Raw genomic sequence first — 20,031 nt, forward strand, 5'->3', positions numbered from 1 at the left:
TCGGCCATAGGGTTGCCAGGGCCTGTTCCGCCTGGGGGTTTCCCGACGTTGACAGCGCGTTCCGGCAAGCATAACGTTAACTTGTTAATTAAATTTGCGCCGGACGGTCCGGCGCGGACAGGACGAGGAGCCGCGCGTGAGCATCAAGCACTGGATCAACGGCAAGCAGGTCGACAGCCGCGACCGCTTCATCACCAGCAACCCGGCCACGGGCGAACCCATCGCCGAGGTGGCCGCGGGCGGGCAGACCGAGATCGACGCGGCCGTCGCGGCAGCCGCCGAGGCCTTCCCCAAATGGGCCAACACGCCTGCCAAGGAACGTGCCCGCCTGATGCGCAGGCTGGGCGAACTGATAGACCAGAACGTGCCGCAGCTGGCCGAACTGGAAACCCGCGACACCGGGCTGCCGATCTCGCAGACCCGCAAGCAGCTGATCCCGCGCGCCTCGGAGAATTTCAATTTCTTCGCCGAGGTCTGCACGCGCATGAACGGCCACACCTATCCGGTGGACGACCAGATGCTGAACTACACGCTGTACCAGCCGGTGGGCGTGTGCGCGCTGGTGTCGCCCTGGAACGTGCCGTTCATGACCGCCACCTGGAAGACGGCGCCTTGCCTGGCGCTGGGCAATACGGCGGTGCTGAAGATGTCCGAGCTTTCGCCGCTGACGGCGGACCAGCTCGGGATGCTGGCGCTGGAGGCCGGCATTCCGGCCGGCGTGCTGAACGTGGTGCAGGGCTACGGCGCCACCGCTGGCGATGCGCTGGTGCGGCATCCCGGCGTGCGCGCAATCTCGTTCACCGGCGGCACCGTGACCGGCAAGAAGATCCTGGCCAGCGCTGGCGGCGTCAAGAAGTATTCGATGGAACTGGGCGGCAAGTCGCCCGTGCTGATCTTCGACGACGCGGACGTGGAGCGCGCGCTGGACGCGGCGCTCTTCACCATCTTTTCGCTCAACGGCGAACGCTGCACCGCGGGTTCGCGCATCTTCATCCAGCAATCCATTTACGACGATTTCGTGCGCAGGTTTGCCGAACGCGCGCAGCGCCTGGCCGTGGGCGACCCCACCGATGACAATACCCACGTGGGCGCGATGATCACGCGCCAGCACTGGGAAAAGGTCACGGGCTACATCCGCCTGGCCGAGCAGGAAGGCGCGCGCATACTCGCGGGCGGCGCGGACCGGCCCGCAGGCTTGCCGGCCCATCTGGCGGGTGGCAACTTCGTCAGCCCTACGGTGCTGGCGGATGTCGACAACCGCATGCGTTGCGCGCAGGAAGAGATCTTCGGACCGGTCGCCTGCCTGCTGCCATTCAAGGACGAGGCCGAGGGCCTGGCGCTGGCCAATGACGTGAAGTACGGTCTCGCGTCCTACATCTGGACCCGCGACATTGGGCGGGCGCACCGACTGGCCCGCGGCATCGAGGCGGGCATGGTATTCATCAACAGCCAGAATGTGCGCGACCTGCGCCAGCCCTTCGGCGGCACCAAGGAATCGGGCACGGGACGCGAAGGCGGCGAATACAGTTACGAGGTCTTTGCCGAGATCAAGAACGTGTGCGTGTCCATGGGCAGCCACCACATCCCCAGATGGGGCGTCTGAATCCGGCCCCGACCACAAGAACGAGGAGACTAGCATCATGGGCAAGCTCGCGCTGGCGGCCAAGGTAACGCATGTGCCGTCCATGTATCTTTCGGAACTGCCTGGCAAGCACCAGGGTTGCAGGGAGGCGGCGATCCAGGGACATCGCATCATCGGCCAGCGTTGCCGCGACCTGGACGTGGACAGCATCGTGGTGCTGGACGTGCACTGGCTGGTCAACGGCGGCTATCACGTGAACTGCAACAGCGGCTTCAAGGGCCGCTACACCAGCAACGAGCTGCCGCATTTCATCAAGGACATGGATTACGCCTACCGCGGCAATCCGCAACTGGGGCGCCGCATCGCTGAATGCGCCAACGCCGCGGGCGTGGGCACGCGTTCGCATGAAATCGACAGCCTGGAACTGGAGTACGGCACACTGGTGCCGATGCGCTACATGAATGGCGACGGGCGCTTCAACGTGGTGTCGGTAGCCGCCTGGTGCGCCTGGCACTCGCTGGACGAAAGCCGCCGCTTCGGCGCGGCGTTGCGCCAGGCCATCGAGGCCAGCGACAGCCGCGTGGCGGTGCTGGCCAGCGGTTCGCTGTCGCATCGCTTCAACGACAACGGCAGCCCCGAGGCCGCCATGCACCAGATCAGCCGCGAGTTCTTCCGGCAGGTGGACTTGCGGGTGGTGGAGTTGTGGCGCCAGGGCGACTGGAAGGCCTTCTGCGCCATGCTGCCCGAATACGCGGACCTGTGCGTGGGCGAGGGCGGCATGCACGATACCGCGATGCTGCTGGGCCTGTTGGGCTGGGACGGCTACGACCAGCCGGTGGAGATCGTGACGGATTACTTCGCCAGTTCCGGCACGGGGCAGATCAACGCGATCTTCCCGGTGCCGGCCTGATCATTCTTCTTCGGAGGCGCGCGCGTCGGCGGGCTCGCGCTTGATCAGTTCGACCATGGTGTCGACGTCGCGATACAGGCGGTCCAGCAATTCCTTGCCGATCCGGGCCTCGATTTCCTGGTACTTCGCGTCCACTTGCGGACGCATGCGGTCGATCAGCTTGTTGCTCTTGGGCGTCAGCGAAATTTCCTGGCGCCGCTGATCGGCGCTGGAGCGCGTGCGCTTGATCAGGCCCTGTTCCTGCATGCCCGCCAGCATGCGCGTGAGGCTGGGGCTGAGAATCTGGCAGGTGCGGGCGATCTGGTTGGGTTCCATGGAGCCCACTTCGCTCAGCGTGCGCAGCACCCGCCATTGTTGTTCGGTGACGCCCGCGGCGTGCAGGATGGGGCGGAAGTGCGCCATCAGCGTTTCACGCGCGTAGAGCAGCAGATGGGGGAGATTGCGGTGGTGGAAGCTCGGACTCATGGCGGCTATGTTAGCAAGAAGCCGGGCCGCGCCGCAGCGAAATCGGACGCGCGCGCCCATCGGTCCGCGCCGGGCGCGGCGCCGATGGGTGGCGGTGATCAGGCGGGGTTCTGCTGGGCCAGTTCCTGCAGGTCGTCGGGCAGGGTCAGGTCGGGGGCGGCCTGCTGCAATTCGCGCAGCGCCTGTACTGCCTCTTCCTGCTGTTCCTCGCGCACCAGCGCCCGGATGTGGGTCACGCGGGCTTCGATGTCTTGATCGCTGAGGGCGGGCGTTTCCGGCGTGGCGGGCTCGGCGGCTGGTTGTTCCGCGGGCGAGGTTTCCTGAGCGACGGGGGCGGCTTCCTGGGCAGGAGCGGCTTGCGGCGCCGTTTCTTGCGGCGGCGCGGCCACGCGTTCGGTGACGGGCGCGGACTGTTCGGCGGGCGCTTGCGCAGGCGTGGACAGCAGCGCGGGCGCGCGTTCCGAGCTTGTCCCTATTTCGTGGGGGGTGATGACAGGCGTGTTCTGCTCGGGAAAGTCCTGGGCTTCGCGCATCTCGGTCCAGGCGAACAGGCCGAAGACCATGGCCGCGCAAGCGGCAGCGCCCCAGGCGGGGTGCCAGCTATGGCCGGGATGCCAACGGCGGCGCACTGCCGCGTCCAATTCGGGATTGGCGCCGGGACCGTGCCTGCGATACAAGGCGCGCAGATCCCGTTCATCGTCTTCGTCGAAAGGGGGGCGGTAGGTAATGCTCATGCGCGTACTCCTCGCACATGCGCCTGGTGGCAAGGCGCATCCGCGTCTGACCTCTGCGCACGCCGCGCCGGTGGTCCGGCGGTCTCGTCGTAGCTCGGGTCCTGTTCCGGTTTAGGCGGCTTCCTGGAAAGCCGCGGGTGATTGCGCCGCGATTCCCGCCGCCGCGCCCCGAGGGCGTCTGGCTGCAGGTATGCCGCCCTGGGCCGGGCGGTTCGTCAATGCGCTGCACCTGATGATTATGCGCGATTTGGAGAAATCCGCCAGAGAATTTCTTGAGTTTGCATCATGTAACTTCAGCACGTCCCTGTTTTTGAAAGCAGAATGACAGATACCGCCCCATCATGGGGCGTGCAAGGACGAAAGCGCGCGTGTGCGCGCGCATGCCGCCCTGGCTTGCCGGTACACTTTCGCGCATGGCCAAATCCCGAACCGTATATGTGTGCTCCGATTGCGGCGGCACTACCCCGAAGTGGCAGGGCAAATGCCCGCATTGCAACGCCTGGAACACGCTGGAAGAAACCGTGGAATCGTCGGCGCCGGCCGCCGCCTCCCACCGTTATGCGCCGCTGGCGGCCGCCAGCCCCGTGCGCAGCCTGTCTGAAATCGAGGCCCGCGAAACGCCGCGCCAGCCTACCGGGCTGGAAGAATTCGACCGTGTGCTGGGCGGCGGCCTGGTGGCCGGCGCCGTGGTGCTGATCGGCGGCGACCCGGGCATAGGCAAGTCCACCTTGCTGCTGCAGGCGCTGGCCTCGCTGTCCGAAGTCACCAACGTGCTGTACGTGACGGGCGAGGAATCCGCCGAACAGGTGGCGCTGCGTGCGCGCCGCCTGGGCCTGCAGACGGGCAACGTCAACCTGCTGGCCGAGATCCGGCTGGAGTCGATCCAGGCGGCGGTGTCGGAGCAGAAGCCCACTGTGGCGGTGATCGACTCGATCCAGACCCTGTACAGCGGCGAACTGACCGCGGCGCCGGGGTCGGTGTCGCAGGTGCGCGAATGCGCGGCGCAGCTCACGCGCCTGGCCAAGCAGACGGGCATCGCCATCGTCATGATCGGCCACGTCACCAAGGACGGCGCGCTGGCCGGGCCGCGGGTGCTGGAGCACATCGTGGACACCGTGCTGTATTTCGAGGGCGACACGCATTCCTCGTTCCGCCTGGTGCGCGCCTTCAAGAACCGCTTCGGCGCGGTCAATGAACTGGGTGTCTTCGCCATGACGGACCGCGGGCTGCGCGGCGTGGCCAACCCTTCCGCGCTGTTCCTGTCGCAGCATGAACAGCAGGTCGCGGGATCCTGCGTGATGGCCACGCAGGAAGGCACGCGCCCGCTGCTGGTGGAGATCCAGGCGCTGGTGGATAGTTCGCACGCGCCCAACCCGCGCCGGCTCACGGTCGGCCTGGAGGGCAACCGCCTGGCGATGCTGCTGGCGGTGCTGCACCGGCACGCCGGCGTGTCCACCTTTGACCAGGACGTGTTCGTCAACGCGGTGGGCGGCGTGCGCATCACGGAACCCGCGGCCGACCTGCCGGTGCTGCTGGCCATCATGTCCTCGCTGCGCGACAAGCCGCTGCCGCGCGGCCTGATCGCTTTCGGCGAGGTCGGCCTGGCGGGCGAGATCCGGCCCGCGCCGCGCGGACAGGAACGCTTGCGCGAAGCGGCCAAGCTGGGCTTTTCGATTGCGCTGATCCCCAAGGCCAACGCGCCGCGCCAGCCCATCGAAGGACTGGAGATCTGGGCGGTGGACCGGCTGGACGCCGCGCTGGACAAGCTGCGCTGACGCCGAGAGCGGCGGCCTGCGGCGGTTTCATATCGACATTCTGATTGCCCGGCCTGCACTGGCCGGGCCTGCTGGAGCAAGAAGTGAGTCTGTTAGTTATCGCCGCGTGCCTGGCTGCGGGCGGCCTGATCGGTTTCATGGGCGGCGTGCTGGGCATCGGGGGCGGCCTGATCGCGATTCCCGCGCTGGTGCTGTTGATGGGCATGTCGCAGCAGTTGGCGCAGGGCACGGCGCTCATCATGGTCCTGCCCACCATCATGATGGCGGTGCGCAAGTACAACCAGCAGACCCGCATCGACAAGCGCGTGGCGTTGGCGGGAGCGGCCGGGGCCGTGGTGTTCACCTGGGTCGGCGCGCAACTGGCGCTGGGCATAGATTCCGGCATCCTGCGCCGCAGCTTCGCCGTGTTCCTGTTCTTCATTGCGCTGTTCTATGTGTGGCAGACCTGGCGCGCCTCGCGTCCCGTTGCGGCGCGCAAGCCGGCGGCCAAGGGCGATGCCCCGATCTTCACGCCGCGCCGCGCCAGCGTGCTGGGCATTTTGTGCGGCACGCTGGGCGGCTTCTTCGGCGTGGGCGGCGCGGTGCTGGCCGTGCCCATCATCACGTCCGTGTTCAGGTTGCCGCAGACCACGGCGCAGGCGCTGGCGCTGAGCATGGTGATTCCGGGATCTTTCATCGCGTTGATCACCTACTCCTGGGCGGGGCAGGCCGATTGGCTGGTCGGCGCGCCGCTGGCGATAGGCAGCCTGCTGTTCGTGCCGGTGGGCGTGAAGCTTGCGTACCGTCTGCCTGAACGCAAGCTGAGAGCCTGCTTCGCACTGATGCTGTTCGCCACCGTGGCGCTGCTGGCGTTCGAGAGCTGAACCGTCCGCGCCATATTTCGAAGCGTTAGCGACCGAAATTTTCTGGTTCCGCGCTGAACCTTCTGGATGGGGCCGGTTCAAACGGGAACGGGTAAAGCGGCGATGTTGCCGCCCCGTGTCGAAAAAAGGACTTCGGTCCTTTTACATTCAGGAGTTCATGAAATGACGACTCACTCCCGTATTGCTGCGTTCCTATCCACCTCGGCCTTGTGCCTCGGTCTGGCTGCCGCGCCTTCGGCGTTTGCGGCGGGCGCCGATGCCACGTCCAAGACGGGTGAAACCAAGACCCAGGCGCAGCACAAGCATCACAAGTCCGACAAGACCTCCGCCAAACCGGCGGCGGCCAAATCGGGCGGGGCCGCGAAGACGGATCATTCCGGCGCAGCGGCTCCAGCGAAGTAAGCACTGAGGGCCTGAGCGCCCGGTAGTTCCTTTGCGCAAACGACTTCCGATTCCCGCGGGGGCCGGAAAGTCGAAAGCCTCTCGGTATGGGCGCCGAGAGGCTTTTTCATTTGGCGCGCCGCGGCTGCGGCGCAGGGCGGGCCTTACTCCGCAGGAGTGATCACGCGGCCGGTCTCGAAGAACGCCTGCAGGTTTTCCAGCATCAGGTTCTCCATGGCCACGCGGGTTTCCAGCGTGGCGCTGCCGATGTGCGGCAGCAGCACTGCGCGATCGGTCTTGAGCAACGCTTCGGGCACCTTGGGCTCGTGCTCGAACACGTCGAGCGCGGCGCAGCCCAGCTTGCCGGCTTCCAGCGCGGCGACCAGCGCGGTCTCGTCGATGACGGGGCCGCGCGCGATGTTGACGATGATGCCCGTGGGGCCCAGCGCTTCCAGCACTTCGCGGTTGACCAGATGGCGCGTGCTGGGACCGCCGACGGTGGCCACGATGAGGAAGTCGGCCCACTTGGCCAGGTCGGTGAGCGAGGCTTCGTAGCCGTATTCCACGTCATCGCGCTTGCGGCGGTTGTGGTAGCGCACGTCCATGTCGAAGCCCATGCCGCGGCGGGCGATGGCCTCGCCGATGCGGCCCAGGCCGACGATGCCCAGCTTCTTGCCGCTGACGCGCTGGCCCAGCGGGATGCCACCATGCACCTGGCCCCACTGGCCCGCGCGCACGAAGCGTTCGCCCTGGCCCATGTGGCGCGCGCCCGCGATCAGGAGGCCCCAGGCCAGATCGGCGACGCAGTCGGTCAGCACGTCGGGGGTATTGCTGACCTGCACGCCGCGCTGCTTGGCGGCCTGGACGTCGATGGTCTCGTAGCCCACGCCCCAGCTGCAGATGGCCTTCAGGTCGGGCAGGGCGTTGATGAGTTCGGCGTTGGCGCCGTAGGTGGCGGACGTGACGACGGCGGTGACGCCCTTGCCATGCTCGGCCAGCGCCGCCTTGCGGTCCGGGTACTTCCATAGTTCGACGACGTCGTAGCGGTCCGCGAGCGTCTTGTTGGCGTAGGGGGAACCGGCCAGCGAGCCGACCTGGATGATGCGATGCTTGGTGGTCATGTTGTCGTACAGGTGGGTGGCAAAATGTTGATGCTACTTGATCCGGCCTTGATGCAGGCTGACAGGATGCCCGCCAGGGGCATCCCGGGTCCCGATCGCGACCTTACTCGAGCTGGATGTTGGCTTTCTGGATGACGTCCTTCCAGCGCTTGACCTCGGCCTGCTGGAATGCCGTGAACTGCTGCGGCGTGTTGGCCACGACCTCGAAGCCCAGGCCTTGCAGGGTCTTCTCGGTCTGGGGATCGCGCAGCGCGGTCTGCAAGGCCTTGGACAGTTGCTGGACGATGGGCGCGGGCGTGCCCTTGGGCACGGCAAAGCCTTGCCAGGAGTACACCACCATGTCCTTGATGCCGGCCTCGGCCAGCGTGGGCACGTCCGGCAGGTCGGCGGCGCGGGCGTCGCCCGTGATGGCCAGCGCCTTGAGCTTGCCGGCCTTGATGTGGGTCTGGACCGCGCCCAGGTTCTGGAATGACACGTTGACCTGCCCGCCGATCAGGTCGGCGATGGCCGCGCCGCCGCCGCGGTAGGGGACGTCCACGCCCGTGCTCTGGGTGCGCTGGCGGAACAGCACGGCGGACAGGTGGTCCGACGAACCCGTGCCCGACGAGGCATAGGACACCTTGCCCGGATTCTTCTTCGCGTATTCGACCAGCTCGGCGACGGTGCTGGCCGGAAACGTCGGCGCTGCCACCAGCACGTTGGGATTGCGCACCGCCTGCGTCAGGTATTCGAAGTCCTTGCTGGGGTTGTACGACAGGTTCTTGTAGAGCGCCTCGTTGATGGCGAAGGTGCCGATGGAGCCGACCATCATGGTGTACCCGTCAGGCGTGGAGCGGGCCAGCGCCTGCGCGCCGATGGCGCTGTTGGCGCCGGGCTTGTTTTCGACCACGAAGGTCTGCCCCAGGATTTTCGTCAGCCCCGGCGTGACCGAGCGCGCGGTAATGTCGGAAGAACCGCCCGGCACGAAAGGCACGATCATCGTCACGGGTTTGTCGGGATAGCCGGCGGCCTGCGCCGCGGGCATCCCGGGCAGCACGGCGCCTGCGGCGACGGCGGCTGCGACGGCCGCGGCGCTCATCAGTTTATTCATGGTGTCTCCTGGTTCGCGTGCTGATGAAGAGCCCGCCGCCCACGCGTTGCGGACGGACCCGGATCGGCTTGGGGTCAGTCGACCTTGGCGCCGGATTTCTTCACGACCTCCGCCCATTTGGCGGATTCCTGCGCCATGAACTGTTTGAACTGGGCCGGCGTGTTGCCGGAGGGCGTGGCGCCTTGCGCCTGCAACTGCGTGCGCACGGATTCCTGCTTGAGGGCCGCGGCCACGTCGCGCTGGATCTTGTCGACCACCGCCTGCGGCGTGCCGGCGGGCGCCAGCAGGCCGAACCAGCTGGACGCGTCATAGCCCTGCACGCCGGCCTCGGCCATGGTGGGGACGTCGGGCAAGGCGGGTGAACGCTGGGCGCTGGTGACGGCCAGCGGGCGCAGCTTGCCGCTCTTGAGGAACCCCATGGAGGACGGCAGGTTGTCGAAGATCAGATCGGCGGAACCGGCCATCACATCGGTCAGCGCGGGGCTGCTGCCCTTGTACGGCACGTGGGTCATGCGCGTACCCGTCATGTTCTGGAACAGCTCTCCCGACAGATGCGTGGAGGTGCCGTTGCCGGTGGACGCCATGTTGACGCTGCCCGGATTGGCCTTCAGGTACTTGATCAGGTCGGCCACCGTGCGGATGCCGTGCTTGTCGGCAAACGCGGGGTTGAGTTCCAGGATGTTGGGCACGGGGATCACCAGCGTCACCGGCACGAAGTCCTTGACCGGGTCGTAAGGCAGCTTGGCATAGACCGACTGGTTGATCGCATGGGTGCTGACGGTTCCCATCAGCAGCGTGTAGCCGTCCGGCGCGGCCCGGGCGGCTTCGGCCGTGCCGACGTTGCCGCCTGCGCCTGCCTTGTTGTCCACCACCACGGCCTTGTTCCAGGTCTTGCCGAGTTCGGCGGCGACGATGCGGGCCGCGATGTCGGTGGTGCCGCCGGCCGGGAAGGGCACGATGATCTTGACGTCCCGTTCCGGGTAGTCTGCCCGCGCCGGCGCGGCCGGCGACAGGAAGGCGGCCGCCGCCAGGGCGGCGCTGCAAAGAACGGCCAAGGCGGACCGGCCTCGCGCGGGGGCTGCATGCATGGAATTCGTCTCCTCGGTGTGCGCGTGGCCGCGCATCGTTTCTGGGGGTATTCCGCCCCTGGCATGGCCCGAGGCTTTGACGCCGCATGGCGCCCCGCGGCGCCCTGCGTTTTGCTGCCGGACTACTTGTAAAACAAATATATGTATTGAGCTTGTGCTTGTCAACCAAGTATACTTTTTCGAACCCCCACACCCGATAGCAGGATCAGCCAGGAGCCCCGTCCATGAAAACCTCCCCGGTCACCGCGCAGGATTTGCAGCGTTCGGTCATCGCCGTGCCGCCGCTGGCGCGCCACGACGATCTTTCCCTGAACGAGGCGGCCAACAAGGCCTTGCTCGGCCATCTGGAAGCGGGCGGCGTGCGCAACGTGATGTATGGCGGCAACGCCAACTTCTACAACGTGGGCGTGGGCGAGTACGCGCGCATCGTCGACATGCTGGCCGGACTGGCGGGCGCGGATACGTGGATCCTGCCTTCCGTGGGGCCCGACTACGGCAAGATGATGGATCAGGCGGCGATCCTGCGTACGCGTGCGTTTCCCACGGCCATGTTGCTGCCCATGTCCTTTCCCTACACGGACGCGGGCCTGGCCGAAGGCGTGCGCCGCTTCACGGACGCGCTGGGCAAGCCCGCGGTGATCTACATCAAGTCGTCCGGCTACCTGGCGCCGGAAAGCGCCGCGCGCCTGATCGAAGAGGGCCGCATCGTGGCCTTCAAGTACGCCGTCGTGCGCGATGATCCGTCGCAGGACGCCTACCTGTCATCGCTGCTGCAGGCGGTGGACGCGCGCTGGATCGTCAGTGGCATCGGCGAACGTCCGGCCATCGTGCACTACCGCGATTTCGGCCTGAAGAGCTTCACCTCCGGCTCGGTCTGCGTGGCGCCGCGCGGTTCGATGCGCCTGTTGCATCTGTTGCGCGACGGCCGCTATGACGAAGCCGAGGCTGTACGCCAGCAGTACCTGGGCCTGGAAGACTGCCGCGACAGCATCAGTCCCATCCGCGTGCTGCACGATGCCGTGACGCTGTCGGGCGTGGCGGACATGGGGCCGATGCTGCCCCTGCTGACCGGCATCTCCGCCGCCGAGCGCGAGCGGGTGGCGCCGGTGGCGCGCGCCCTGGCGGCCTGGGACCGGGAGGCGGCTGCTGCGTGAGCGCACTGGCGCCGCGCATTGACGGTACGATGAGCGCTGTCCCGCCATCGCGGACAGCGCCATAGCATCGAGGAGGTTTCGTGGCCCGACCCAAAGCAACACCCGCGCCAGCGCCCCAGGCGCCCGCCGAACACGATGCCTCGGGCGCGCTGGTGCTCGAACGCGGGCACCGGGTGCGGCTGGCGGATCAGCTGTACGGCCAGATCTTCGAGCAGATCGTCTCTGGCGGGTTGAACGTGGGCGACAAGCTGCCTTCCGAGAACGAAATATCCGAACGCTTCGGCGTCTCGCGTCCGGTGGTGCGCGAAGCGCTGCTGCGGCTGCGCGCCGACGGCCTGATCACCGCGCACCAGGGGCTGGGCACCTTTGTCAGCCATGCGCCCGCACCGCGCCTGAAGACCTTCAACGACGTGCAGAACGTCAGCGCCTACCTGCGGGCCCAGGAGGTCCGGGTGGCGCTGGAGGGCGACGCCGCGCGCCTGGCGGCGCTGCGGCGCACCGACGAGCAGCTCAGGAAGATCGCCGATGCGCATGCGGCCTTCGCCGACAGCCTGGCGCGCGGCCAGGTGTCGGCCGAGGCCGACCTGGCCTTCCATGCCAGCATCGCCGAAGCCAGCGGCAACGACTTCTATCTGGGCGTGCTGGAAAGCATCCACGAATCCATCAGCGGCTTCATGCGGCTGACCTTGAACCTGACCCGCACCGGTTCGCGCCAGCGTGCGCAGCGCGTGGTGGACGAGCATGCCGCGATCCTGGACGCCATCCGCGAACAGGACAGCGAGCGCGCCCGCGTGGCCATGCAGTTCCATCTGGGCCAGGCCCGTCACCGGCTGGTGGACCGCGAGCGCGATTGATCCCTTCCGTCCGCCCGCTGCGATCAAACCAAAACTACAGGAGACCAGAGTGCAAGGGAATATCGCGGCGGAAGTGCCGGTGGAGCAGGTCCGCGAGCAGATCCTGCAGGTGCTGATGGCCTGGGGCATGGCGCAGGACTTGGCGCACATCACCGCGGGCCTGATGGCGCGCACCGACCTGCTGGGCATCGACTCGCACGGCATCTCCATGCTGCCGGCATACGAGGACAAGCTGCGCGCCGGCGCCCTGCGGCTGGACGCCAGGCCGCGGATCCTGCGCGACGGCGGCGCCAGCGCGCTGATCGACGGCATGGGCGGCCTGGGCTATCCGGTGGCGGCGCAGGCCATGAACCTGGCGGTGGACAAGGCTTTGGAGCACGGCGTGGGCGCCGTGTCGGTCTGTAATTCGCATCACTTCGGCGCGGCCGGCGTCTATGCGCGCATCGCGGTCGAGCGCGGCGTGGTCGGGCTGGTGACCAGCAGCGCCAACGGCGTCATCATGGTGCCCACGCGCGGCGCCATGCCCATGCTGGGCACCAATCCCATCGCCTTCGGCGCGCCGGCCGCCTACAACGAACCCTTTGTGCTGGACATGGCGACCACCACCGTCGCCGCCAACAAGGTCAAGGTCTACGACTTCCTGGATCAGCCCTTGCCGCCAGGCTGGGCGGTGGACGGGCAGGGCGGCGCGGTTACCGATGCGGCGGCCGCCATGCAATTCATCTTCACGCATCCCGAGGGCGGCCTGACCCCGCTGGGCGGCACTGCCGCCATGAGCAGCCACAAGGGCTACGGCCTGGCGATGATGGCGCAGATCCTGGGCGGCACGCTCAGCGGCAGCGCCTTCGCCGCGCGCCGCGCACCGACGCGCCGGCCGGGCGAACCCGACGATGTGGGCCATTTCTTCCTGGCCTTGAACCCCGACGCCTTCCGCGCGGCGGGCTCGTTCGAGTCCGACATGGACGACATGATCGACGCCATGCACGACACGCCGCCCGCCAACCCGGACGAGCCGGTGCTGGTGGCTGGCGAGCCCGAAGCCGCCGAGCGCGCGCGCCGGCTGCGCGCAGGCATACCCATTTCCGCCGCGCTGGCCGAACGCCTGCGCGCCATATGCGAGCGCGCCGGCACGCCCTATCTGCTGGACCCGGCGTGATTCCGTTTTCCCTATAAACCCTTGCCCAAGAGCACAGGAACAGAGACATGAGCAATTCAGACAAGCGCAAGAAACCCGAAGAACTGCGCAGCCACCGCTGGTATGGCGTGCGCGACCTGCGCTCGTTCGGCCACCGTTCGCGCACCGCGCAGATGGGCTATCACCGCTCGGACTACGCCGGCAAGCCGGTGATCGCCATCATCAACACCTGGAGCGACATCAACCCCTGCCACAGCCACTTCAAGCAGCGCGTGGAAGAGGTCAAGCGCGGCATCTGGCAGGCGGGCGGCTTCCCGGTGGAAATGCCCGCCATGAGCCTGTCGGAACCCTTCCAGAAGCCGACCACCATGCTCTACCGCAACCTGCTGGCGATGGAGACCGAAGAGCTTCTGCGCTCCTATCCCGCGGACGGCTGTGTGCTGATGGGCGGCTGCGACAAGACCACGCCCGCGCTGCTGATGGGCGCGGTGTCCATGGACTTGCCCACCATCTTCATGCCGGCCGGCCCCATGTTGCGCGGCAACTGGAACGGCAACACGCTGGGCTCGGGCTCGGACACCTGGAAATACTGGGCCGAGCTGCGCGCCGGCAACATTACCGAGGAAGACTGGCAGGGCGTGGAGGACGGTATCGCCCGTTCGCCCGGCCACTGCATGACGATGGGCACCGCGTCCACCATGACGGGCGCGGTCGAGGCGCTGGGCCTGTGCCTGTCGGGCGCTTCGTCGATCCCCGCGCCGGATTCGCGCCACGCGCAGATGGCCAGCCTGACCGGCAAGCGCATCGTGGAGATGGTGTGGGAAGACCTGAAGCCGTCGGACCTGCTGACCGCCGCGTCGTTCGACAATGCGGTGCGCACGGTGCTGGCGCTGTCCGGCTCAACCAATTCCGTGGTGCACCTGATCGCCATGGCGCGGCGCAGCGGCTTCGGGCTGGACCTGGACCGCTTCGACCATCTGGCGCGCACCACGCCGGTGCTGGCCAATCTGCGGCCGGCCGGCAAGTACCTGATGGAAGACTTCTATTACGCCGGCGGCCTGCGCGCCATGCTGGTGCAGCTGGGCGACCTGCTGGACACGACGCAGCGCACCGTGGACGGCCGCACGCTGGGCGAGAACATCGCGGGCGCGCGGATCTTCAATGAAGACGTGATCCGGCCGCGCGCGCAGGCGCTGATCGAGCGTGACGGGCTGGCGGTGCTGCGCGGCAACCTGGCGCCCGACGGCGCGGTGATCAAGCCGCCCGCGATGGAGGCGCATCTGCAGGTGCACACGGGCCGCGCGGTGGTCTTCAAGGACTACAACGACATGGCGGCGCGCATCGACGACCCCGACCTGGACGTGGATGCCGACAGCGTCATCGTGCTGCAGAACGCGGGGCCGCAGGGCGCGCCCGGCATGCCCGAATGGGGCCAGTTGCCGATTCCGCAAAAGCTCCTGAAGCAGGGCGTGCGCGACATGGTGCGCATTTCGGATGCGCGCATGAGCGGCACCAGCTATGGCGCCTGTGTGCTGCACGTGGCGCCCGAGGCCTATGTGGGCGGCCCGTTGGCGCTGGTGCAGGACGGCGACCGCATCACGCTGGACGTGCCGGCGCGGCGCCTGGAACTGCTGGTGTCCGACGAGGAGCTTGCCGCGCGCCGCGCCGCCTGGCAGGCGCCGCCGCCGCGTTTCGAGCGCGGCTATGGCGTGCTGTACCTCAAGCATATCGGCCAGGCCGACACGGGCTGCGATTTTGATTTTCTTCAGACCGAAACGCGCGCTCCGGCCGCGGGCGAGCCTGAAATCCACTGACCCGGACACCGGGCGCACATACTAAAAAAACCATAGAGGAGACAACCATGCAACAGAAGAAACCGGCGGCGCGCGCGCGCCTGGCCATCCTGGCGGCGGCGGGGACACTGGCCATGCTGCCCGGCATGCTGATGGCGCAGGGCGCGGCCTGGCCCGCCAAGCAACTCAAGCTGGTGGTGCCGTTCCCCGCGGGCGGCAGCACCGATTCGGTGGGGCGCCTGCTGGCGGCCGAACTGTCCAAGGAACTGGGCCAGACCGTGGTGGTGGAGAACAAGGGCGGCGCCAATGGCAATATCGGCTCCGACATGGTGGCCAAGGCCGAGCCCGACGGCTATACCCTGCTGCTGTCCGGCGTGGGGTCCAACGCCATCAGCTACGCGATCTACCAGAACATGCCATACCGCAACAGCGACTTCGCGCATATCTCGCTGCTGGCCACCGGCCCCAATGTGCTGGTGGCCAACAACGACTTCCCGGGCAAGACTTTCGCGGACTTCATCAAGCTGGCGCGGGAGAATCCGGGCAAGTACACGCATGCGAGTTCGGGCAGCGGCTCCTCCGGCCACCTGGCCATGGAGATGCTGAAACAGGACGCCAAGATCGACCTGGTGCACGTGCCTTACAAGGGCGGCGCCGCCGCCATCACCGACACCATCGGAGGCCGTGTCTCGGTATTGTTCCTGAACCAGGACGCCTTGCTGCCGCAGGTCACGTCGGGCAAGCTGCGCGCACTGGCCGTGGCCAGCGCCAAGCGCAATCCCGCCTATCCCGATACGCCGACGGTGGCGGAATCAGGCTATCCGGGTTTTTCGGCCGAGTCCTGGTTTGGCTTGTCGGCGCCAGCGAAGACGCCGCCCGCCGTGATCCAGCGCCTGAACCAGGCGACGGTGAAGGCGCTATCCTCGCCCGAGATCCGGCAGAAGCTGGAGAGCGTGGGGTTCGTGGTGGTGGCCGACGACCCGAAATCGTTCTCGGCGTTCGTGGATAACGAGATCACGAAATGGGGCAAGGCCGCCAAGGCCTCGGGCGCGAAAATGGATTGAATGCGTGGATTGAATGCGCGGCCGGGCTTGCTGGCCCGGCCTGACCTGTTTTTCTTGATGAAGTGAAAAGTGCAATGAACTCACCCCTACCCAACCGTTTCCGCCAACGCATCCTGGCGCGCGAACGGCTCATCGGATTCTGGATGTGCATGTCCAGCCACATCACGGCCGAGCTCGTGGGCTTGGCCGATTTCGACTGGCTGCTGCTGGACGGCGAGCACTCGCCCAACGAGGTGCCGATGTTCCTGCAGCAGCTGCAGGCCTTGCAGGGCAGCGCCAGCGCCGCTGTCGGGCGGCCGTCGTGGAACGATCCGGTGGAGATCAAGCGGCTGCTGGATATCGGCTTCTACAACCTGCTGATTCCGTTCATCGAATCCGAAGAGGACGCGCGCCGGGCCGTGGCCGCCACGCGCTACCCGCCGCAGGGCATGCGCGGCGTGGCGGGCGCCCAGCGCAGCAACCGCTATGGCACGGTGCCGGACTACCTGCACACCATCAACGACAACATCTGCGTGCTGCTGCAGATAGAAAGCCGCCCGGGCATCGCCGCGGTGGACGAGATCGCTTCGGTGGAAGGCGTGGACGGCGTGTTCATCGGGCCGTCCGACCTGGCCGCGGCGCTGGGACATATCGGCAATCCCGGCCATCCCGAAGTCCAGGAGGCCATCCGCCATCTGTACCAGCGGGTGTCCGCCCAAGGCAAGGCCGTGGGCATTCTTGCGCCGGTGCATGCGGATGCGCGGCGCTACCTGGACATGGGCATGCACTTCGTGGCGGTGGGCACCGACCTGGGCGTGTTCAAGCAGGCAACCTTCGCCTTGCGCGAGGCGTTCCCGACCTGATGGCGCTCAGGCGTCTTCCAGCGCCAGCAGTTCGCCTATCGTCTGGCGCCGGCGGATCAGCCGCGCCGCGCCGTTGTCCAGCAGCACTTCGGGCGCCAGCGGGCGGCTGTTGTAGTTCGAGGACATGGACGAGCCATAGGCGCCCGCGTCGTGGAACACCAGGAAGTCGCCGATGCGCGGCTGCGGCAGCAACTGATCCGACACGACGCCGCCGGCGTCCTGGGTGAACACGTCGCCCGATTCGCACAGCGGGCCGGCCACGGCGATGCGGGTCTCCGCCGCGCCCTGCGGCCTGCCGCCATCGGGCGCATGCACCGAAATGCGGTGATAGCTGCCGTACATGGCCGGGCGCATCAGGTCGTTGAAGCCGGCATCGACCAGCGCGAAGTCGCGCTCCGGGCGGCGGTTGATCGAATGCACTTCCGACACCAGCGCGCCGGCCTCGGCGACCAGGAAGCGGCCCGGCTCGATCTCCAGGCGGATCTCGTGGCCCAGGCGTTCGGCGATGCGGCGGCGCGCCGCGTCCCATTGCTCGAAGTAGTGGTCGCAGTCGATACGGGCATCGCCTTCGCGGTACGGGATGGATAGGCCGCCGCCCGCCGAAATGGCTTCGATGTCATGGTCCAGCGAGGCGACCACGTCGACCATGGCGTCGCACACGCTGGACAGGTGGGCGTAGTCCACGCCCGAGCCGATATGCATGTGGATGCCGACCAGCTTCAGGCCGTGGCGGCGCACGATGGCCATGGCTTCGGCCACATCGCCGATCCAGATGCCGTGCTTGCTCTGCGGGCCGCCGGTATTGGTCTTGTTGCTGTGGCCGTGGCCGAAACCCGGGTTGATGCGCAGCCAGACGCGATGGCCGGGCGAGGCCTGGCCCACGCGGGCCAGCATGTCCAGGGAACCGGCGTTGACGGTGATGCCGTGCTTGAGCACCGCGGCCAGCGTGGCGTGGTCGATCAGGTCCGCGGTGAAGACGATGCCTTCCGGCTCGCCCTGGGGCTGGAAGCCGGCAGCCAGGCTGCGCTCGATCTCGCCCAGCGAGACGGCGTCCACCACGGCGCCTTCGGCGCGCATCAGGCGCAGGATGTGCAGGTTGGAGCAGGCCTTCTGCGCATAGCGGATGGTGTCGAAGCGGCGCAGTTGCGCAATGCGTTCACGGATGACGGCGGCGTCGTACACCCAGAGCGGCGTGCCGTGCTCGGCGGCGAGTTGGGTGAGTTGGCGCGGATCGAAGGCCATGGCGGGCGAAACCTTGTTGGTGGAAGTGAAAACAAGGCGGCATGATGCCCGGCTTCGGTCATCCAGTAAAATGCTTAAAATTCCTTGATCAATTCATTTTTGATATGGGTAGGCGATGCTGACGCACCGGCAAATCGAAGTCTTCCGTGCGGTCATGATCGCCGGCAGCGTGACCAAGGCGGCCGAGCTGCTGGGCTCTTCCCAGCCGACCGTCAGCCGCGAGCTGGCGCGCATGGAGCAGGGCATAGGCTTCACGCTGTTCGACCGGGTGGCAGGGCGGCTGCGGCCCACCATGCCGGGCCTGGCGCTGTTCGACGAGGTCCGCCAGTCCTACGCCGGCCTGGAACGGGTCGCTTCGGCCGCGGCCCGCCTGCGGGCCTACAAGGGCGGGCAACTGTCGGTGATCGCGCTGCCGGTCTTTTCCCATTCGATCCTGCCGGACGCGTTCCGGCGTTTCCATGAGCGCCATCCCGGGGTGAGCCTGGCGCTGGAAACCCAGGAATCGCCCTTCCTGGAGGAATGGCTGAGCGCCCAGCGTTACGACCTGGGCCTGACCGAGCACGACGCGGCGCCGGCCGGCACGCGCGTGGAGCTGCTGCTGGAAGTGGACGAAGTCTGCGTGCTGCCCGACGCCCACGAACTCCTGGGCAGGCAGCGCATCGAGCTGGCCGATTTCGAAGGCCATGCGTTCGTCAGCCTGTCCTCCAGCGATCCCTATCGTATCCAGATCGACGAAGCCTTTGCCGAAGCCGGCGTGCTGCGGCGGTCCATCGTCGAGACGACGACTGCCGTGTCTGTGTGTACTTTCGTGCGCCAGGGCCTGGGCCTGGCCATCGTGAACCCGCTGACTGCGCTGGATTTTGCCGGCCGGGGCCTGCATATCCGCCCCTTGGCGCGCTCGTTTCCGTTCCGGGTCAGCGTGGTGTTTCCGGAGCACCGGCCGGGCAATCCGCTGGTGGATGCATTGATGGCGTCGTTGCGCGAGGCGGCGCAGGCGGCCCGGAGCCGCCTGGCGTCTGGCCTGGATCAGGAAATGCCGCGCAGTCGTCGCTCTGCCGCCAGCCGGTAGGCCTGCAAGCGCGCCTTCAGCAGCGGGTCGCCCGCGAACGCGATGCCGGCAGGCAGGATGGAAGGGTCGAATACCAGGGTGCGCTGTGCGTCCTGATCTGGCGCAAGGCGTTCCAGCATCAGATATCCCAGGAGCATCGAGCCGCCATGTCCTGACCAGCCCGTGGACGGGTCGTCCGTCGTGCCTCGTTCCGGCTCCGGGGTAAACGCCAGTTCCAGCGCCACCGGGCCCGCCGCCATTGCATGGCGCAAGGCCTCGTCCATACAGTTCCGACCGGTCAGCGCCTTGTGAGCGCCATCGGCGTTCCTGCCCCGGATCGTCAACCTGCCAGTTCGCGTCCCGCCATCCGCGGCGGTCAGGCGGTAGGAATGAAGCATGTGATAGCTGCGGGAGGCGTAGCCCGTGGGCAGGGCGTCTTGCTGCAGTTGGCCGAAGCGTTGCGCCGGCGCATTGGCCGCCAGATGGGCTTGCAACGCCTCGGGGGCGGTGTGCTGCCTGTTCAGGGCCTGTATGAATGCAAGAAACGTCTGCGGGTCTTGCGCGGGAAAACCTTCGATCGAGTGGCCTACGAGCACCAACTGCGAATCCTGTCCGATACGCACGGCCAGGCCGCGCGGTTCGGCTTGCGGACTGTCCTGGCGAATCCGCGGGTCGGGGCCGGAGTCCGAGAATCGGGCGAGGAGCGGCTGCTCAGCGTCGTTGAACATGGGCGAAGCGCAGAATTGCGCTGCCCGGGGCACGCCAAGGAATCTGCCTTCCACAAGCAGTCCGCGCGCGTGATTGACGCGGCAGCCTGGCGGGACATCCGCGCCCGCATGGAGCGCGTCAATCAGCTTTGCGGCGATGGAATCCGGCATGGGAGTCTCCTT

At 67.2% G+C, this 20,031-nt stretch carries 19 protein-coding genes; 12 read left to right on the forward strand and 7 right to left on the reverse strand.

The features are described from left to right. Positions 1 to 136: 136 nt before the first annotated feature. Positions 137 to 1,603: a 5-carboxymethyl-2-hydroxymuconate semialdehyde dehydrogenase gene (hpaE, locus tag DXK93_RS02755; protein ID WP_119449297.1), complete on the forward strand. Its 1,467-nt coding sequence runs from the start codon at positions 137 to 139 to the stop codon at positions 1,601 to 1,603. A 37-nt stretch (positions 1,604 to 1,640) separates the two neighbouring features. After that, complete coding sequence (hpaD, locus tag DXK93_RS02760; protein WP_054452420.1) at positions 1,641 to 2,492, forward strand: 3,4-dihydroxyphenylacetate 2,3-dioxygenase; 852 nt, start codon at positions 1,641 to 1,643, stop codon at positions 2,490 to 2,492. Here the strand turns inward: hpaD and hpaR are convergent, their stop codons facing one another. Beyond that, complete coding sequence (hpaR, locus tag DXK93_RS02765; protein WP_054452418.1) at positions 2,493 to 2,957, reverse strand: homoprotocatechuate degradation operon regulator HpaR; 465 nt, start codon at positions 2,955 to 2,957, stop codon at positions 2,493 to 2,495. Between the two features lie 98 nt (positions 2,958 to 3,055). Next, positions 3,056 to 3,691 carry a hypothetical protein gene (locus tag DXK93_RS02770; protein ID WP_119449298.1) on the reverse strand — a complete coding sequence of 212 codons (636 nt, stop codon included), beginning with the start codon at positions 3,689 to 3,691 and terminating at the stop codon, positions 3,056 to 3,058. 413 nt (positions 3,692 to 4,104) lie between these two features. Between DXK93_RS02770 and radA the strand changes: the two genes are divergently transcribed. The 3 genes from radA (at position 4,105) to DXK93_RS02785 (ending at position 6,731) form a co-directional block, all read left to right on the forward strand. Continuing rightward, positions 4,105 to 5,466: a DNA repair protein RadA gene (gene radA / locus DXK93_RS02775; protein ID WP_059379903.1), complete on the forward strand. Its 1,362-nt coding sequence runs from the start codon at positions 4,105 to 4,107 to the stop codon at positions 5,464 to 5,466. Positions 5,467 to 5,549: 83 nt separating this feature from the next. Next, entirely contained in the window at positions 5,550 to 6,329 is a 780-nt protein-coding gene (locus DXK93_RS02780; protein WP_119449365.1) for a sulfite exporter TauE/SafE family protein, read from the forward strand. Between the two features lie 162 nt (positions 6,330 to 6,491). Continuing rightward, a complete protein-coding gene (locus DXK93_RS02785; protein ID WP_054452411.1) occupies positions 6,492 to 6,731 on the forward strand; it encodes a hypothetical protein in 240 nt (79 codons plus the stop codon). A gap of 143 nt (positions 6,732 to 6,874) precedes the next feature. Here DXK93_RS02785 and DXK93_RS02790 read toward each other — a convergent pair whose 3' ends face one another. The 3 genes from DXK93_RS02790 to DXK93_RS02800 all read right to left on the reverse strand — a co-directional run bounded on the left by DXK93_RS02790 (position 6,875) and on the right by DXK93_RS02800 (position 10,009). Then, positions 6,875 to 7,831 (reverse strand): 2-hydroxyacid dehydrogenase, encoded by a 957-nt coding sequence (locus DXK93_RS02790; RefSeq protein WP_054452409.1) that lies wholly within the window; start codon positions 7,829 to 7,831, stop codon positions 6,875 to 6,877. A gap of 103 nt (positions 7,832 to 7,934) precedes the next feature. Further along, positions 7,935 to 8,921 carry a tripartite tricarboxylate transporter substrate binding protein gene (locus DXK93_RS02795; protein WP_054452407.1) on the reverse strand — a complete coding sequence of 329 codons (987 nt, stop codon included), beginning with the start codon at positions 8,919 to 8,921 and terminating at the stop codon, positions 7,935 to 7,937. Between the two features lie 74 nt (positions 8,922 to 8,995). Then, positions 8,996 to 10,009, reverse strand: coding sequence for a tripartite tricarboxylate transporter substrate binding protein (locus DXK93_RS02800; RefSeq protein WP_054453632.1), 1,014 nt, complete (start codon positions 10,007 to 10,009; stop codon positions 8,996 to 8,998). A gap of 224 nt (positions 10,010 to 10,233) precedes the next feature. On the opposite strand from DXK93_RS02800, the gene DXK93_RS02805 reads away from it, so the two are divergent. The 6 genes from DXK93_RS02805 (at position 10,234) to garL (ending at position 16,851) form a co-directional block, all read left to right on the forward strand. Beyond that, positions 10,234 to 11,163, forward strand: coding sequence for a dihydrodipicolinate synthase family protein (locus tag DXK93_RS02805; RefSeq protein ID WP_059379899.1), 930 nt, complete (start codon positions 10,234 to 10,236; stop codon positions 11,161 to 11,163). A gap of 80 nt (positions 11,164 to 11,243) precedes the next feature. After that, positions 11,244 to 12,017: a FadR/GntR family transcriptional regulator gene (locus DXK93_RS02810; protein WP_119449299.1), complete on the forward strand. Its 774-nt coding sequence runs from the start codon at positions 11,244 to 11,246 to the stop codon at positions 12,015 to 12,017. 49 nt (positions 12,018 to 12,066) lie between these two features. Beyond that, on the forward strand, positions 12,067 to 13,173 hold the full coding sequence (locus DXK93_RS02815) for an Ldh family oxidoreductase (RefSeq protein WP_054452404.1): 1,107 nt from the start codon (positions 12,067 to 12,069) through the stop codon (positions 13,171 to 13,173). Between the two features lie 47 nt (positions 13,174 to 13,220). Then, on the forward strand, positions 13,221 to 14,966 hold the full coding sequence (araD, locus tag DXK93_RS02820; RefSeq protein ID WP_054452402.1) for an L-arabinonate dehydratase: 1,746 nt from the start codon (positions 13,221 to 13,223) through the stop codon (positions 14,964 to 14,966). Positions 14,967 to 15,013: 47 nt separating this feature from the next. Continuing rightward, entirely contained in the window at positions 15,014 to 16,009 is a 996-nt protein-coding gene (locus DXK93_RS02825; RefSeq protein WP_175181439.1) for a tripartite tricarboxylate transporter substrate binding protein, read from the forward strand. A gap of 74 nt (positions 16,010 to 16,083) precedes the next feature. Then, entirely contained in the window at positions 16,084 to 16,851 is a 768-nt protein-coding gene (gene garL / locus DXK93_RS02830) for a 2-dehydro-3-deoxyglucarate aldolase (protein WP_054452400.1), read from the forward strand. Between the two features lie 6 nt (positions 16,852 to 16,857). On the opposite strand, the gene lysA is transcribed toward garL, so the two are convergent. Then, a complete protein-coding gene (lysA, locus tag DXK93_RS02835; protein ID WP_119449300.1) occupies positions 16,858 to 18,093 on the reverse strand; it encodes a diaminopimelate decarboxylase in 1,236 nt (411 codons plus the stop codon). 115 nt (positions 18,094 to 18,208) lie between these two features. On the opposite strand from lysA, the gene DXK93_RS02840 reads away from it, so the two are divergent. Next, a complete protein-coding gene (locus DXK93_RS02840; RefSeq protein ID WP_119449301.1) occupies positions 18,209 to 19,162 on the forward strand; it encodes a LysR family transcriptional regulator in 954 nt (317 codons plus the stop codon). On the opposite strand, the gene DXK93_RS02845 is transcribed toward DXK93_RS02840, so the two are convergent. Further along, a complete protein-coding gene (locus DXK93_RS02845) occupies positions 19,120 to 20,019 on the reverse strand; it encodes a catalase (protein ID WP_119449302.1) in 900 nt (299 codons plus the stop codon). The two genes, DXK93_RS02840 and DXK93_RS02845, sit on opposite strands and share 43 nt — an antisense overlap. Positions 20,020 to 20,031 lie beyond the last annotated feature (12 nt).

Origin of the sequence: Achromobacter sp. K91, assembly GCF_003576205.1 — a bacterium.
In the GTDB taxonomy this organism is placed as follows: Bacteria; Pseudomonadota; Gammaproteobacteria; order Burkholderiales; family Burkholderiaceae_B; genus Achromobacter; species Achromobacter aegrifaciens.